13 protein-coding genes and 1 other annotated feature are annotated in these 16,347 nt (G+C 42.3%); of the genes, 5 read left to right on the top strand and 8 right to left on the bottom strand.

Annotation, left to right across the window (positions count from 1 at the left end; genetic code table 11):
• Position 1: 1 nt before the first annotated feature.
• Entirely contained in the window at positions 2-2,461 is a 2,460-nt protein-coding gene (thrA, locus tag PSF11_RS07120) for a bifunctional aspartate kinase/homoserine dehydrogenase I (RefSeq protein ID WP_014656818.1), read from the bottom strand.
• A 24-nt stretch (positions 2,462-2,485) separates the two neighbouring features.
• Positions 2,486-2,607: a sequence feature (Thr leader region), on the bottom strand.
• Entirely contained in the window at positions 2,546-2,614 is a 69-nt protein-coding gene (thrL, locus tag PSF11_RS21285; protein WP_071599685.1) for a thr operon leader peptide, read from the bottom strand. Its footprint overlaps the feature before it by 62 nt.
• A gap of 654 nt (positions 2,615-3,268) precedes the next feature.
• Here thrL and arcA point away from each other — a divergent pair.
• Positions 3,269-3,985: a two-component system response regulator ArcA gene (gene arcA / locus PSF11_RS07115; RefSeq protein ID WP_004926714.1), complete on the top strand. Its 717-nt coding sequence runs from the start codon at positions 3,269-3,271 to the stop codon at positions 3,983-3,985.
• Positions 3,986-4,089: 104 nt separating this feature from the next.
• On the opposite strand, the gene creA is transcribed toward arcA, so the two are convergent.
• Positions 4,090-4,566: a protein CreA gene (gene creA / locus PSF11_RS07110; RefSeq protein ID WP_105874156.1), complete on the bottom strand. Its 477-nt coding sequence runs from the start codon at positions 4,564-4,566 to the stop codon at positions 4,090-4,092.
• Between the two features lie 254 nt (positions 4,567-4,820).
• Here creA and robA point away from each other — a divergent pair, with 254 nt between their 5' ends.
• Positions 4,821-5,717 (top strand): MDR efflux pump AcrAB transcriptional activator RobA, encoded by an 897-nt coding sequence (gene robA / locus PSF11_RS07105; protein WP_004926707.1) that lies wholly within the window; start codon positions 4,821-4,823, stop codon positions 5,715-5,717.
• Positions 5,718-5,890: 173 nt separating this feature from the next.
• On the opposite strand, the gene gpmB is transcribed toward robA, so the two are convergent.
• Positions 5,891-6,538, bottom strand: coding sequence for a 2,3-diphosphoglycerate-dependent phosphoglycerate mutase GpmB (gene gpmB, locus PSF11_RS07100; protein WP_004926704.1), 648 nt, complete (start codon positions 6,536-6,538; stop codon positions 5,891-5,893).
• 52 nt (positions 6,539-6,590) lie between these two features.
• Here gpmB and yjjX point away from each other — a divergent pair, with 52 nt between their 5' ends.
• Complete coding sequence (yjjX, locus tag PSF11_RS07095; protein WP_004926699.1) at positions 6,591-7,127, top strand: inosine/xanthosine triphosphatase; 537 nt, start codon at positions 6,591-6,593, stop codon at positions 7,125-7,127.
• 182 nt (positions 7,128-7,309) lie between these two features.
• Here yjjX and trpR read toward each other — a convergent pair whose 3' ends face one another.
• Complete coding sequence (trpR, locus tag PSF11_RS07090; protein WP_004926695.1) at positions 7,310-7,630, bottom strand: trp operon repressor; 321 nt, start codon at positions 7,628-7,630, stop codon at positions 7,310-7,312.
• 70 nt (positions 7,631-7,700) lie between these two features.
• Positions 7,701-9,617, bottom strand: coding sequence for a murein transglycosylase (gene sltY / locus PSF11_RS07085; protein WP_036941904.1), 1,917 nt, complete (start codon positions 9,615-9,617; stop codon positions 7,701-7,703).
• A gap of 788 nt (positions 9,618-10,405) precedes the next feature.
• Here sltY and PSF11_RS07080 point away from each other — a divergent pair.
• Together PSF11_RS07080 and ettA are read left to right on the top strand one after the other, a co-directional pair.
• A complete protein-coding gene (locus PSF11_RS07080; protein WP_014656822.1) occupies positions 10,406-10,933 on the top strand; it encodes a bactofilin family protein in 528 nt (175 codons plus the stop codon).
• 920 nt (positions 10,934-11,853) lie between these two features.
• A complete protein-coding gene (ettA, locus tag PSF11_RS07075) occupies positions 11,854-13,521 on the top strand; it encodes an energy-dependent translational throttle protein EttA (protein WP_014656823.1) in 1,668 nt (555 codons plus the stop codon).
• A gap of 81 nt (positions 13,522-13,602) precedes the next feature.
• Here the strand turns inward: ettA and nadR are convergent, their stop codons facing one another.
• Together nadR and radA are read right to left on the bottom strand one after the other, a co-directional pair.
• A complete protein-coding gene (nadR, locus tag PSF11_RS07070; protein ID WP_004926682.1) occupies positions 13,603-14,835 on the bottom strand; it encodes a multifunctional transcriptional regulator/nicotinamide-nucleotide adenylyltransferase/ribosylnicotinamide kinase NadR in 1,233 nt (410 codons plus the stop codon).
• 79 nt (positions 14,836-14,914) lie between these two features.
• A complete protein-coding gene (radA, locus tag PSF11_RS07065) occupies positions 14,915-16,303 on the bottom strand; it encodes a DNA repair protein RadA (RefSeq protein WP_004926679.1) in 1,389 nt (462 codons plus the stop codon).
• Between the last annotated feature and the right edge of the window lie 44 nt (positions 16,304-16,347).

The following is a 16,347-nucleotide window of genomic DNA, read 5'->3' as shown; positions in this document are numbered from 1 at the left end:
ATTAGACTCCCAATTTCCATGATAGAGTACGCAACATATCTGCAAATACGCCGGCTGCGGTAACATCATTACCTGCTCCATAGCCCCTGAGTACTAAAGGAATTGGCTGGTAATAGCGCGTATAGAAAGCCAATGCGTTTTCGCCATTTTTGACCTTGAAGAGCGGATCATTGCCATCAACCGCAACGATTTTCACTTGGCAGCGTCCTTCTTCTATCAATCCGACATAGCGTAACACTTTTTCTTCTGCTTCTGCTGCTTTTATACGCTCTGCAAACGGCTGATCAAGTTGCGGTAAGCGAGCCATAAATTCAGTCACATCGCCACTGCTATCAAACTCCGCAGGTAATACGGGTTCGATTTCAATATCTTCTAGCTCTAATTCATAACCGGCTTCACGCGCGAGGATCAACAGCTTACGTGCGACATCCATGCCTGACAAATCATCGCGAGGATCTGGCTCGGTAAACCCTTTCTCTTTAGCTAGAGCCGTCGCTTCAGATAAAGACATCCCTTCGTCGAGTTTGCCAAAAATAAAGGAGAGTGATCCAGAAAGAATACCGCTAAAGTGAACTAGCTCATCACCCGCATTCAGGAGATTCTGTAAGTTTTCAATCACAGGCAAACCCGCACCAACGTTAGTGTCATAAAGGAACTTACGTTTTGATACTTCACACGCGGAGCGTAATTGGCGGTAATACTCCATTGATAAGGTGTTAGCTTTTTTGTTAGGTGTCACAACGTTAAAGCCGTCTTTTAAGAAACTGACATACTGCTGGGCAATTTCTTGGTTAGAAGTACAATCGATGATCACTGGATTGAGGAAGTGATATTCACGCTCCAATCTGATCAAGCGGCTCAGGCTAAATGGCTCGGTCGCTTGCGCCAACTCTTCTTTCCAATTATCAAGAGAGATGCCTTGCATATTCGTCAACATTGCTCGTGAGTTGGCGATCCCACAAACGCGTAAATCGATATGCTTTTGTTTCAGCCATTGCTGTTGACGATGGATTTGCTCAATCAGTGCGTTTCCTACCCCACCCACACCGATAATGAAGGCTTCAATGACTTGCTCAGCATTGAATAGCATTTGATGGCATAAACGAACCGCCGTGGTTGCTGCTTCATTGGCAATGACTGCCGAAATTGAACGTTCAGACGAACCTTGGGCAATCGCCACGATATTGATATTACCGCGTGTTAATGCCGAGAAGAAACGCGCTGAAATCCCTTTTAGAGTACGCATGCCGTCGCCAACGACCGAAATAATGGCTAACTGCTCCATGACATCAAGAGGGTCTAAGACGCCATCTTTTAATTCTAAATAGAATTCTTCTTCCAAGGCAGCACGTGCACGTACTAATTCCCCTTGAGGCACACAGAAGCTAATGCTGTATTCCGATGATGACTGCGTAATAAGTACAACCGAGATCCCCTTACGTGACATCACAGAGAAGATACGTGCGGCCATACCAACCATTCCTTTCATGCCGGGGCCTGAAACGTTGATCATCGCCATGTTATTCAGGTTGGTGATCCCTTTAACAGGGGTGCTGTCATCTGTTTGTCCATCCCCGATCAATGTACCCGGAGCACTGAGGTTAGTGGTGTTTTTGATAAGGCAAGGAATTTGGAATTGTGCGATTGGTGCTATGGTACGCGGGTGCAGTACTTTTGCACCAAAGTAGGATAACTCCATCGCCTCTTGATAGGACATCCCTTTTAATAGGCGTGCATCAGGCACTAAACGTGGGTCACAAGTATATACCCCATCCACATCGGTCCAAATTTCGCAGCATTCAGCACGTAAACAAGCCGCTAATACTGCCGCGGAATAATCGGAGCCGTTACGCCCTAATACGACCAATTCGCCTTTATCATTCCCCGCAGTAAAACCTGCCATTAATACAAAGTGGTCTTTAGGGATGTTTAATTCCTTAATACGTTTAGTTGACTCATTAATATCAACAGTGGACTCAAGATAATGACCGACGGCTAATAAATTTTCGACAGGATTAATCACCGTGACTTTGTGCCCGCGTGCTGTTAGCACAGACTCCATAATGGCAATAGAGAGTTTTTCACCACGGCAAATAATTGAGGCGTTAATGCTATCAGGGCATTGGCCTAGAAGAGTAATACCATGCAGTACTTGTTTGATCTGTGCGAATTCTTGTTCAGTGAGTTTTTTCAGTCTATCGTAATCAAAACCGGGTTGTTTTTCTTTTAATCCTTTTAATAAGTTCGCAAAAATCATTTCTGCATCATTCACATGCGTGATGACATCCTGACCTGCAACCGTTTTATCAATCATTGCGACCAAATGGTTAGTGATTTTTGCTGGTGCAGATAGCACCAACGCCACTTGCCCATCGGCCAATTTACTTTCAGCGATGTCAGCAACATTCAGTACTCGTTCGTCATTTGCAACCGAAGTACCGCCAAATTTAAGCACACGCATGGTATTTCTCTCCTGATTTAACACCAAAAAAAAGCCCACATCTGATTGGATGCGGGCTTTTTCGTTTTTTATTTTTTGGATGCGTCAGCCCGCCCCGTTTCCTGTGGTTACGGTGGTGGTAATAATAATCGTAGTCAGGCTGATGTTACGCATAGATTTCTGTCTGTCTCTTGATTCGTTACTTGCTCCCTATACGGTTAAAGCAATTGCCCAAAAATGTCAAATTTATTTGCAAAAAAAGCCCGTTATTCAAAGCGTGACCTATCAAAAATTATCCTATTTTCTCAACAAAATTTAATCACAAATGAATAGGCCTCACAATTTGCTAATTTAAAAAACCAAAAAATTAACAATTGTCAGATTAAAATATCCATAAACTTTTTTTTAGCGTTAGCTTGAATAGTTGACCATTTTTCACCCAAACGCATCGTTTGAGTAAACAAAGAATAAAAAACTTTTACTCTTTATCTGATAGTTAAACAGCCATTGAATCGGTAAGATTTTCTTCCTAACAAATTTTGTTAACGTGCTACAATTGATTTTGATATGTATCAACAAAAGTTATTTTTTTAGGTGGTAAATGCAGTATTAGCTGTTATATTGCTGTTAACAGCCCAACGTTGGGAAGGTGCCTAAATTTTGATTCAATTTAGAATCTGATGACGATAGAGGCGACAAAATAACCTTGACTCGAAAACATATTTATAACCCATAGACGCGTCGTTCCAGTAAAATAAAATCAAAACCACCTAATTTGGAAGCGGCTTATGAGTTCACAATTTTATTTTAAAACTTTAGGTAGCAAATATGCAGACCCCACACATTTTAATTGTTGAAGATGAGATTGTCACACGCAATACGCTGAAAAGTATCTTTGAGGCTGAAGGCTATGTAGTTCACGAAGCCACTGATGGCGAAGAGATGCACAATGTTCTGTCCGAGCATGACATCAACCTCGTTATCATGGATATTAACCTACCCGGTAAAAACGGCCTTCTCCTTGCGCGTGAATTACGTGAGCAAGAAAGTATTGCACTGATGTTCCTAACAGGCCGTGATAATGAGGTGGATAAGATCCTTGGCCTAGAAATTGGTGCGGATGATTATATCACCAAGCCATTTAACCCTCGCGAGCTGACTATCCGTGCACGCAACCTGCTATCTCGTACTATGAATTTAGCTGGTGGCACTGAAGAGCGCCGTTTAGTCGAAAGCTATAAATTTAATGGTTGGGAACTCGACATCAACAGTCGCTCACTGATCAGCCCTGCTGGCGAACACTATAAATTACCTCGTAGCGAATTCCGCGCTATGCTACATTTTTGTGAGAACCCAGGCAAAATTCAAACTCGCGCCGATTTGTTGAAGAAAATGACAGGCCGTGAGCTTAAGCCTCATGATAGAACGGTCGACGTCACTATCCGTCGTATTCGTAAACATTTCGAATCAACGCCTGATACCCCAGAAATCATCGCAACAATCCACGGTGAGGGTTATCGCTTTTGTGGTGATCTCGACGAATAATCCCGCCATCGTTCGATAAAGACCGATGAATAAATAACCCCCAATAATTCCATTATTGGGGGTTATTTTATGCGGGAAGAGCACCTGTAGACCCACTTAAAGACTTACCATGGCATAATAGGTACAGCGCTTAATGCATTCTTCGGTGAGCCATCAATCATCTTGTCTGAATAAGTCAAATAAACAAGCGCATTGCGTTTTGGATCATAAAAACGTACTACCTGCAACTTTTTGAATACTAATGAAGTCCGTTTTTGGAAAACAAGGTGCGGTTTTTTCGGTGAACGTTTGATCCGTTCATTCAGTTCAATCGGACCAACTTGTTGGCAAGATATCGCCGCATCAGAAGTATCTTCTGCTAAACCAAGCCCACCTTTAATCCCCCCCGTCTTCGAACGGCTTAAGTAGCAGGTCACATTTTCAACATCGGGATCATCAAAAGCTTCAACAACAATTTTATGGTCAGGGCCAAATACTTTAAAAACGGTATCTACCGAGCCAATTTCTTCCGCAAACGTCGCAAAGGGTAATGCAGACAACAGTGATGCCAATACGATCTTTTTCAACTTGCAAAAATGCATACAAATTTCCTTTTCAACCAGAAGACTTAGCCTCTTTGTTATATACTTTTTAAACAATTCGAGTGACATTTCAGCCATTATTAACCATAAGGCAGCCTGAAATATGACAAGTATAAAAGAAGTTAATCATTTTCTTTACAACTAAATGGTAAATACAACTCTTTTACTATAAACGAAAAAGGTAACTTGATATAGAATAGGCGTTCCTTGATAACCTATATCTGTTTTTTAAGTCTTATTGACTAGGGATATACATGGATCAAACAAATATTATTCGTGACCTTCTTCGCTGGATCGATGATAACCTAGATAAACCTCTATCACTCGATAATGTTGCGGCAAAAGCTGGCTACTCCAAATGGCATTTACAACGGATGTTCAAAGAGGTGACTGACCAAGCAATTGGCGCCTATATTCGTGCTCGACGGCTATCTCGCGCTGCTGTAGCTTTACGACTAACCAGCCGTCCGATTCTTGATATCGCGTTACAATATCGCTTTGACTCACAGCAAACTTTTACCCGCGCGTTTAAGAAACAATTTAACATCACCCCTGCTTATTATCGTCGTAGCGATGAGTGGTGTGCCACGGGTATTTGTCCACCTATTATTTTAGATGAACATAAACATTTAGATTATGAGTTCGTCGAGATGCAGGAGCAGCCTTTAGTGGGGCTTGAGCAAAGCTGTTCTTATGCGCTAGAAGAGTGGTCAACCGCCTGTTCACAGATGCGCCAAACTTTCTGGCACTACTATTTAGAACATACAACCTCGATTGCCTCTGAGGTCTTCGGCTTACACCACGCGATTCATAACGCCGATAAAGAAGATGAGCAGACGGTGTTCTATACCACCGCAGTAAAACCTGAAGATGCAAGTTTTAACAATGCAGAATATAGCCATCTCACTATTCCCGCTGGAGAATATGTGAAGTTTAGCTTTAGCGGTGAAGCAACGCGCGCAGCAATGCAAGAGTTCTTATATCAGATTTATGGCGTCTATCTGCCTAAGCTCAATATCACGCGCCGACCTGGCTATGATATCGAACACTATAAACTCAAAAATGTTGAGTTACGTCATATAGACCATAAAAATGATGACCCGAAATCGCATGTTGCGGCCTTTGATTACTATGTGCCGATAAAACGTTAATAATTTGGAGTTTCAATGGCTCGTTATCTTTCCAAGCTGTGGCATCATGGACTGTCCTAGCTAGCCGAGTCACATATTATTTATGTTCCCGACTATCTCCGTTAGTCTCCTAGCTGCAACTCGAATAAGTTAGAATCTATCATTGTTGGAACTCCAAATTTACACGGTCTCAACTACGCTTGCTGTTCATCTAACGCAGGCTGAGTAAGGTGGGTAACCTCACCAGTACTTTCAACGATCCAACCATTTGCGAGCCAAGGGCTGTTTTGGTAATCCACGCGTGAAATTGAGCAATTACGTAAGCGCAAGCGGCGTTCTGAATAAGCAGGAACCCCTAAAATACGGCTAACTAACGTACTCAATGCGATCCCGTGGCTGACTAAAAGTGGTCGACTCCCTTTTGGTAGATCGAGGCAACTGTTGAGAGCGGCATACATGCGCTGATACAGCTCTTCCATCGATTCACCGTTTGGAATACGCCCGCCTTCTGTGCCATCAATAAGGCTTTTACGCCACTGCTCTTCTTGCTCTGTCAGGCTTTCTATTTCGCGCTGTTCCAGAACACCCATATTTAATTCACGAAGACGAGGTTCTATGATAATTTCACAACGGCAAACATCCGCAATTATTTGTGCAGTTTCGCGTGTGCGTCCCATATCACTAGTGATAATATGAGTAATGCCTTCTGATTTCATCCTTTCGGCAACTTGCCTTGCTTGCAGACGTCCAGTGGCCGTGAGTGGGCTATCAGATTGGCCCTGTATACGACGTGCCACGTTCCATTCGGTTTCACCGTGGCGAACAAGATAAACCTGTAACATAGATGTGTTCCGTTATTACTTTGCGAAATATGTGTTCAAAGGAAAATAATTAATGTACCAAGTTATAGCTGCAACGACTAATCCTGCCAAAATTAAAGCGATTCATCTTGCTTTCGATGCTGTTTTTGGGCCAGGCACTTATCAAGTAGAAGATATTAACGTTGATAGCAGCGTTCCACAGCAACCTATCGGTAATAATGAAACCCGCACAGGCGCAAGGCAACGTGTAATGGCATCAAGGCAAGTTCGCCCAGAGGCCGATTTTTGGGTCGGGATTGAAGCTGGCATTGATGAAGATATGACCTTTGCATGGATTGTTATTGAACATAAACAGATCCGTGGTGAATCACGTTCAGCGAGTATCATGATCCCAGAAAAAATCCTTGCGGGTATCCGTGAAGGGCGTGAGCTTGGTGACGAAATGGCAGATTTAACTGGCATCGATAACATCAAACAACAAGGCGGTGCCATCGGCTTTTTTACTAACGGGGTACTAACACGCACCAGTGTCTACCAACAAGCACTGATACTGGCGCTGGTTCCCATTAAGCATGAAATTTATAAAGAGCTAAACCAGATAGAAGATTAATTATAACGAAAAAATAACAATAGGGGCAGTCTTTGCCCCTATTTGTCTATATTAATGACACAAATCACACAATTAACACTGACAACTCATCATCTTGAGTCAGTATGGACTGATGCTCAACTCGGCTCCCTGTCATGGAGTAACGTGTATAGAGTGCTCTGTGTTCAACGAATGTGCAGTGGCTATTTTAGCAATTGCGCTTCTAACCACTCTTTTACAGGCTGAGGTGCCGATTTTAAACTATTTGAGCCGCGTGTGATGGTAGCGATACCCACCCCAAGTTCATTTTTTAATTCCCTTTGGCTCATTTCACCACGCATCAACTCTTGCACAATTCTGACTCGAGTCGCAAGCGCCGTTCGTTCATCGGGAGTCAGCAACAATTGTAATATGGGATGTTGTAAGTCTTGCTCAAACGCAAGCTGTAGCAATTTAACAAAGCGTTGCCAATCATCGTTCTCATCGGTAGTGAGTGCTGGGTCATTCAGGTGATTTGCAGTCATGTTATCCAACCATACTATTTAACTAGTACAAATGATAACACACTATTTGGCAAATCACCTGTAAAACCTACTAATACTTCATTAACCACTCGTTATCGGTCAATACAGGCCCATGTTGTCCCATAAAGTAACGGTAGAATACGTCATAAGAGAGCACATTTTTCACATAGCCTCGTGTTTCTGAAAAAGGAATACTCTCGACAAAGGCAACAGCATCAAGACGACCGCTACTATTACCTAACCAACGCGTGACCCTTGATGGCCCAGCGTTATAAGCCGCACTTGATAGGATACGGTTATTAGAGAACTGCTGATAAACATCATCTAAGTAAGCCGTACCGATTTCAATATTCTTAACTGGGTTCACCAATTGGCTGGTATTGACATAACCATCAATTCCTTGCTTCTGTACCGTATGCTTCGCCGTCGCTGGCATGAGCTGCATTAGCCCCGTCGCCCCAACAGGGGATTTGGCTTGTGGGTTCCATGCACTCTCTTGACGAGCAATCGCCATGGCATAACTTTTAGAAATCGTTTTACCTTTTGTGTAGTGTTCAAACTCTTTTTCCCACGCTAATGGGAAACGTTCTTCTAAATGATTCCACAACTTCGCTTGGATAGTTGCTTGCACACTTAAATCCGCCCAATTGTTATCAAACGCATAACGGGCAAGCTGCTCTTGCTGATTTGGTGGTAGTGAAGCGACTAAACTTACCCATTCGGTACGAGCAAGATTGTCCATTTCCCAATACATTAATTCACGTACACGCTGGATTTCTGCTAACTTATCTAGCTGTTGACTATCCGGTTTTTCAGCCGTTTTAATATACAGAGGGTATTCTGTGTTTAATTTTTGTGCTGCCACCATTGGGTAGAAGCCTCTGCCCTCGATGAGTTTGCGTAGAATGGCTTCACCTTCTGCTTTTTTGCCTTCATTCATTAAGGTGATGGCCTGCCAATATTGCCACTCATCTTTATGCCGTGCATCAGCGGGAAGCTGTTTCAGCCATTTTGCCACTCCTGCTTTATCCCCAGCACCAAGTGCTAAGCGAATACGGCGCTCTTTTAGGGCTGTTGAATCAGTTTCACTGATCACCTCATCGCGCCAGTTTTCTTGCTCAGGTGTGACCGCCCCCATATATTGCCAAGCAACACTATCTTTTAATTTTTGAGTTTCGGCAAAATTCATTTTTTGCGCGTTACTGATCCCCTTTAACGCGGCTCGTGCCTGATCTGGCGATTGGCGCGCATAACGGCTAAATGCAGCTATCGTGGCTTGACGTGAAAAATCGGTCGGTGTCATCGTCTTAGCAAAAGTGGTAACCGATGCAGGATCATTTTGCAGCTTCACTAATGCATCACCAATCGTCCTATAACTTGGTGGCAGACGCTTCGCTAAATAGGTAGCCATTGAGGTATTACCTGCATCAATGGCAAGGTGGATCCGTTCAAGGATCATTTCCGGTGTTAAATGGCCGGCTTTTTCCCACTCATTAAACAATTTATCGCAAGCGGCAGGCATTGAACGCCCATTAAGCCAAGATTTCTCCGCCCCTTGCCAAGCGAGCGTTTTATTGCCTGTAGCCCAATTAGCATAGAAATAGTTACATTTCGCCTCCGCAGGCATAGGCTCTTTAGGGCTGAATGCCAGCAAAGATTGCCATTCTTGGCGACGAGCAAGTTCATTCACAAAGCGATTTTTTAACGTTTTTGCGACAGGTAATGTCGGGTGAGCGTCAATAAATGCTTGTACTTGACTCGGCGAAATAATATCGAGGTCTTGCGTTAACTCTCGATATTCTAAATAAGGGTACAATGGATACGTTTGTAATGTCGGCAATAAACGTTCAACTTCATCCATTTGCTTGGCATCCCAAGCTTGTTTGATGGCTTGATAACGCTCTCGTTGAGCCTGTAAAGAGTCTGCCCATACCGTCGTCGATACCAACATCATGGCAATCGGCACTGCCATCAAGAATTTTTTCATACTGACTATTTCCCTATTCCCGCGCTGCTCTAAATTTTTCGCTTCTATAACTATACTCGAAATTATTCGAGTTGCATGTAGGTGTTCAGTGAAGTTTTCCCAAAAGCCCCCATCAACTCATCGGTTTGAGTCACTAAACACAACTTGTATTGATATGGCCTGAAATATAACGCGTATCAGGTGGATACAACTTTGTTAAACGATTTTTATCAATATAAAATCTTTAGGTTGAAAGCAACAGGAGTGTTCTTGAAATTAACGCCTTGATAGAGAGCAGCCTCTTTCTATACGTCAAAACACCTAGTAAAATAGTGGTTAATCCACCGAATAGACTACGCTGAATCACGTAAAATGATGGATTTGATAATCGTCGGCTTTATGGCACATCGTTGAATAACATGATGAGTTATCTATAAAAATGGTTGTTAAATAGATAAAAATCAGTGAGCCATGTTTATTAATAGGTATGAATGCTTAAATTACTCAATATTGATGTATTATTTTCAGTAAAAATAGACAAATCTTGATCTTTACTGTTAAATAATATCAGTGGATGTAAAAACTATTTAATTTTGTCAATATGATGAAGCTCATTTGGAATAATCTAAACTCCCTTTAAAATGAGATATGATATGGATTTCAAAAATTTATTTTTTTCTATTCTTGGGTGCGGATGGGCATATCTTTTAATATACACATTAACAGATATTCACTCTTCTCTTGTATCTCTGCCTTTCCTAATCATATTCTTCATTGTTTTTTATATACTCTCTACAAGGAATAAAAGGATGTTTGCGAAAAAAAGTAAAGATAAAGATAACGTTATCGAAGCGGCAAAAACGCATGAGTTAACGCCCGAAAAAGAAACGGTTGAAATTAAAGAAGAAAAAGTGCTTTCAACACCTTCAGCACGTAAGAGCACTTCTATTTCAAGTAGTTGCAACATTTCCGGTGACCTTGTTTTAGATGAAGACATCCAAATATTCGGTCATATAAAAGGGAGTGTTCGTAGCAATGACGGTATTGTCACAATCCAAAAAGAAGGGGTTGTTGAAGGCGAGATTTATGCTCAAACCATTTCAATCAACGGCATTATGAGAGGCTTATGTGTCTCTGAAAACTTGGATATTCTAGAAAATGGTCAGCTCGATGGGATCTGCCAAACTAAAAACCTAACCATTAAGAAAGGTGGGGTATTCACCGGAACCTCTGAAAGAACAGATAAAAAAATACAGGCCAGTGATGTACAAAGAGAGCTTAAACAGAAAAAACCTGATATCGTTAAGTTAGAATCAGCGCCTATTTCTAATCAATAAAATCTATTTATTTTCAGGCTTTAATGATATTAAAAATTAATTCTATAGTGGTCATCGCTCTGCTATAGAATTAATATCATCTACAACATATTTAGATGTCGATTTATTATGCTAATAATTTGCTAATAATCTATTTTAATCGCTATGTGATTTTTAATATTAATCGCTATTTAAATATTAATATCAAATAATAAGCTCTCAGTAATCTTCAAAACATAAAAACAGAAAAACCTATTTTATTGAACAGTCGCCGTTTGCCGCATCTTGCGAATGGTTAAGCGTCTGCTTTACACGCTGATTTTTGGGCTTTGATAGGCATCTTTAGCTTATCGTCAAAATCATCTTCACAAAATTTAGGTAACTCGGAAGAAAAAGTAATAGAGGTAAAAGTATTAACCCTAAATAATCTTTTTTATATCAGATTTATTAATGAAATATTAAATGGCATGTCACTCTACCATGATCCAATAAATACCTTCATCAAAGCTAAACGAAAAGAAATTTCCATTAAGCCTTAAACTAAATTCACCCTAACAAGACTAATCGATATGTTTATCTATAAAACAAAACAGCCCCCGTATTAAAAAATAGCCAACAACCCCCGTTCCCTCTGTTAATGATTATTTTTTGTTTACAATGTAAAAGGGCATTTACCCCATGATGAAACATGCGCGTTTTTACTTAATTTTGATCCCGTCTTAAGTGGGGGTTAATTCACAAGAAAGTATCGGAAACACACGCAACTATTGACTTAGAGTGAGGAACAATTAGAGTGAAGCTCAGAAAAATTTTAAGATAGAAAGTAACGTTTACAGCAGCAAAAGTCGCCTAAGGTATAATCGCGTGATAAGACGGTCATATGTCTGCTAAAAACACTATCAAATATTGAACTTTCGTTTATAAAACAATAGGTAAAAAAATTGGCTCAATATGTTTATTCTATGCTCCGAGTCGGAAAAATTGTTCCACCGAAGCGTCATATTTTGAAAAATATCTCTCTGAGCTTCTTTCCTGGGGCGAAGATTGGTGTTTTAGGTCTTAACGGTGCGGGTAAATCAACCTTATTACGCATCATGGCGGGTATCGATACGGAAATTGAGGGGGAAGCACGCCCTCAACCCGGTATCAAAATTGGCTATCTACCACAGGAGCCTAAGCTCAACCCTGAACACACTGTTCGTGAAGCGGTTGAAGAGGCAGTCTTTGAAGTTAAAAACGCATTAACGCGTTTAGATGAAGTTTATGCCGCTTATGCCGATCCTGATGCGGATTTCGATAAGTTAGCTAAAGAGCAAGGCGAGTTAGAAGCCATTATTGCTGCGCAAGATGGTCATAACTTGGATAACCAGCTAGAGCGTGCTGCCGATGCGCTGCGTTTGCCACCTTGGGATGCTAAAATCGAAAACCTATCCGGTGGTGAGCGTCGCCGTGTTGCTATCTGCCGTCTTCTGTTAGAAAAACCGGACATGCTGCTCCTTGATGAGCCAACTAACCACTTGGATGCGGAATCCGTTGCTTGGTTAGAACGTTTCTTACATGACTATGAAGGCACTGTTGTGGCGATCACCCATGACCGTTACTTCCTTGATAACGTTGCAGGTTGGATCCTCGAACTTGACCGTGGTGAAGGTATTCCATGGGAAGGTAACTACTCTTCTTGGCTGGAACAAAAAGATGAGCGTTTAGCGCAAGAGGCTTCAACGGAAGCGGCAAGACGTAAATCGATTGAGAAAGAGTTAGAGTGGATCCGCCAAAATCCAAAAGGCCGTCAGGCGAAAGGTAAAGCACGTCTGGCTCGCTTTGAAGAACTTAACAGCGTTGAATACCAAAAACGTAATGAGACCAGTGAATTATTTATTCCACCAGGTCCACGTTTGGGTGATAAGGTTATTGAAGTTGAAAACCTCAGCAAATCTTACGGTGACCGTGTTCTTATCGACAACCTAAGTTTCTCCATTCCAAAAGGAGCCATTGTCGGTATCATCGGCCCTAACGGCGCGGGTAAATCAACCCTATTCCGTATGATCTCAGGCCAAGAGCAGCCAGATTCAGGCACCATCACCTTAGGTGATACGGTCAAGATTGCCTCTGTAGATCAGTTCCGTGACTCCATGGACGACAGCAAAACGGTTTGGGAAGAGATCTCGAACGGACAAGATATCATGCGTATTGGTAACTTTGAGATCCCAAGCCGCGCTTATGTGGGTCGCTTTAACTTTAAAGGCGTTGACCAAGGTAAACGTGTTGGCGAGTTGTCCGGTGGTGAGCGTGGACGTCTGCATTTAGCTAAGCTGCTACAAGTTGGCGGTAACGTACTGTTACTCGACGAACCCACGAACGACCTCGATGTTGAAACATTGCGTGCCTTAGAAAACGCCTTGTTAGAGTTCCCGGGCTGTGCAATGGTTATCTCGCATGACCGCTGGTTCCTTGACCGTATTGCAACTCATATTATTGATTATCAAGATGAAGGTAATATCACCTTCTTTGAAGGTAACTTCTCTGAGTATGAAGATTACAAAAAACGGACTATGGGTGCCGAAGCTCTACAACCTCATCGCATGAAATATAAGCGCATGAGCAAATAAGCCAAGCCTCCTACAAACACAAATACCTCATGATGAGGTATTTGTGTTATTCCAATCTCTCACTTTCAATAACCCATTATATTATTCGTCTAACATCAGCAATTGCTGTACTAACGAAATACAGGTGAGAAAACGGGTATCATAGTCAGGAGAATCAACATGAACAAATTCCACGTTGTTTTTCTTTAGCATTTCAATTAACAAAGATTGAAACTCTTGCCGGTCTTTTTCACTCCCCAAGCTACGTAAACCATCGGCTACCCATGGGGTATTATTTTCTAATAAGATCACCAGATCAAAACGATACTCATCAATCAAGGCCTGTACGAAAGGATGCTCTTTGCCCTCATAGCGCTTACAAAAAGCCTGAGTGGTAATAAAATCAGTATCAATAAAAGCGACCTTATTGGCATATTTAACCGCGAAATCAATATATTGAGCATGGCCTAATGCAATTTTATCGTAGTCAGAATATTGCAATGCCATTTCATCACCACCAAGATGAGAAAACACATAATCACGCCCAAACTCCCACGCACTGGTGGTATTAAAAATATTGGCCAGTTTGTTGACGAGTGTCGATTTTCCACTCGATTCACCACCGAGTATTGCCACTTTACGTACAAAGAAGGGCTTCACTTCTGTCGGAATATAATCCCAATATCGGAAAGGGGCCTGACGAATTTGATTACCACTGATATTCATGAAGGTCCGTTCAGGATCGATTAAGATAGTTTCTATCCCTAAGTACTTTTTATAGCGCGGTGCATCATTGGCTTCACCCGAATAGATAAAACTTGGGTGAATATTGTGCTTTTTCAAAAAGCCCTTCATTCCCTCACTCCACACTTCCCAACCGTGTGGATAAGGTTCGATACCTTGCTCATCGAATGAATGAATATGAATATTTTTTTGATATTTGAATGTTTGTAATAACCAACGTAGACGGTCACTGACTGTCGGCTGTTGTGACATGGAGCTATTCACGAATAGGTCTTTATCACGCGGCTCATCATGGCAAAGAATGACATGTAACTCATCAACTTGACTACAAGCACGCTGGATCAAGTAGATATGACCTGTATGTAAGGGATAGAATTTCCCGAAAACGACCCCAATGCTTTTTTGTTTATTTGGGTATTCCAGCCCTAAAAAGCGATGAAGTGCCGCGATCTTTTGTGCGCTCGGGCTTTTAATTTTGTTGTTGATAAGCTGGCTGAGATACCCTTTGGTCATATCAGAGGCATCAGCAACTTGCTGTAATGTATAGCCAGCTTGCTTAATTGCATTCTTAAGATAGTCAAATTCAGCCATTTAGTTCCCTTATTTGCTCTCAATAATTCGAAATGTAGCGCTATCGAACGCCACGAAAGTGCGAAATATGACGAGACGATTAATCAAATTCATCCATTACGCTTAAAGCATCTGACAACTTTTTCACACCATACACTTTCATATCGGGAGGTGATTTTTTGGGCATGTTCGCATGGGGAACAATCGCCCGTTTAAAGCCATGTTTTGCCGCTTCTGAAATACGCTCTTGCCCACTCGGCACAGGGCGAATTTCACCAGCTAAGCCAACTTCACCAAATACCACAAGGTCTCGTGGTAAAGGACGATCCCGAAAACTGGAGACTAAAGAAAGCAATAACGCCAAGTCCGCACTCGTTTCAGTGACCTTAACGCCGCCAACCACATTCACAAAAACGTCTTGGTCTGACATTTGTAAGCCACCATGGCGATGCAAAACAGCCAATAAAATCGCAAGACGGTTTTGCTCAAGCCCTACCGCAACTCGACGAGGATTTGACATCATTGAATGGTCGACCAATGCCTGTATCTCCACCAGCAGTGGGCGTGTGCCTTCCCATACCACCATGACGGAACTACCCGATGTGATTTCATCACCACGACTTAAGAAAATAGCCGAAGGATTATTTACCTCTTTCAAACCCTGTTCCGTCATCGCAAACACACCTAGCTCATTAACCGCACCAAAACGGTTTTTATGGCTACGCAAAGTACGAAAACGGTTATCGGCATCCCCATCCAACATAATCGAACAGTCGATACAGTGCTCTAACACCTTAGGACCAGCTAAAGAGCCATCTTTCGTCACATGACCGACCATAATGATAGCGACACCGCGCGTCTTGGCGAAACGCGTCAAGTAAGCGGCGGTTTCACGCACCTGAGCCACACTGCCGGGGGAAGATTGGATATCAGCCATATGCATGACTTGGATTGAGTCGATCACCATTAATTTAGGTTGCTCTTGCTCTGCCGTTAAACAAATTTGCTCAATGCTGGTTTCAGATAGCATATTTAGCGAATCCGTCGGCAAACCAAGGCGATGTGCACGCATAGCAACCTGTTGCAGCGACTCTTCCCCTGTGACATACAGTGTTTTCATTTCGCGTGAAAGTAAGCACATGGTCTGTAGTAGCAATGTACTTTTCCCAGCCCCTGGGTTCCCGCCAATCAAAATCGCGCTCCCCGGTACGACGCCACCACCAAGTACGCGGTCAAACTCCTTAAATCCTGTGGTAAAACGCGGCAGCTCTTCAAGGCTAATTTCTGATAGCTTTTGCACACGGCTTACGCCAGCAGCATTTCCGGCATACCCCGTTAAGCGATCATGACGTGGCGATGATTGACTTGAGGCGAGGCGCACTTCTGTAATGGTATTCCATGCATGACAGGCACTGCATTGCCCTTGCCAGCGCGGATAATCCGCACCGCACTCATTACAGACAAACGCTCTTTTTGCACCTTTCGCCACAATATTGCTCCTATTAACCCTTTTTTAACTAACTGCCTTTAATT

Origin of the sequence: Providencia sp. PROV119 (genome assembly GCF_028482435.1) — a bacterium.
In the GTDB taxonomy this organism is placed as follows: domain Bacteria; phylum Pseudomonadota; class Gammaproteobacteria; order Enterobacterales; family Enterobacteriaceae; genus Providencia; species Providencia stuartii.
The sequence above is the reverse complement of the archived record's forward strand: the minus strand, read 5'-3'. Positions and strand labels throughout refer to the sequence as shown.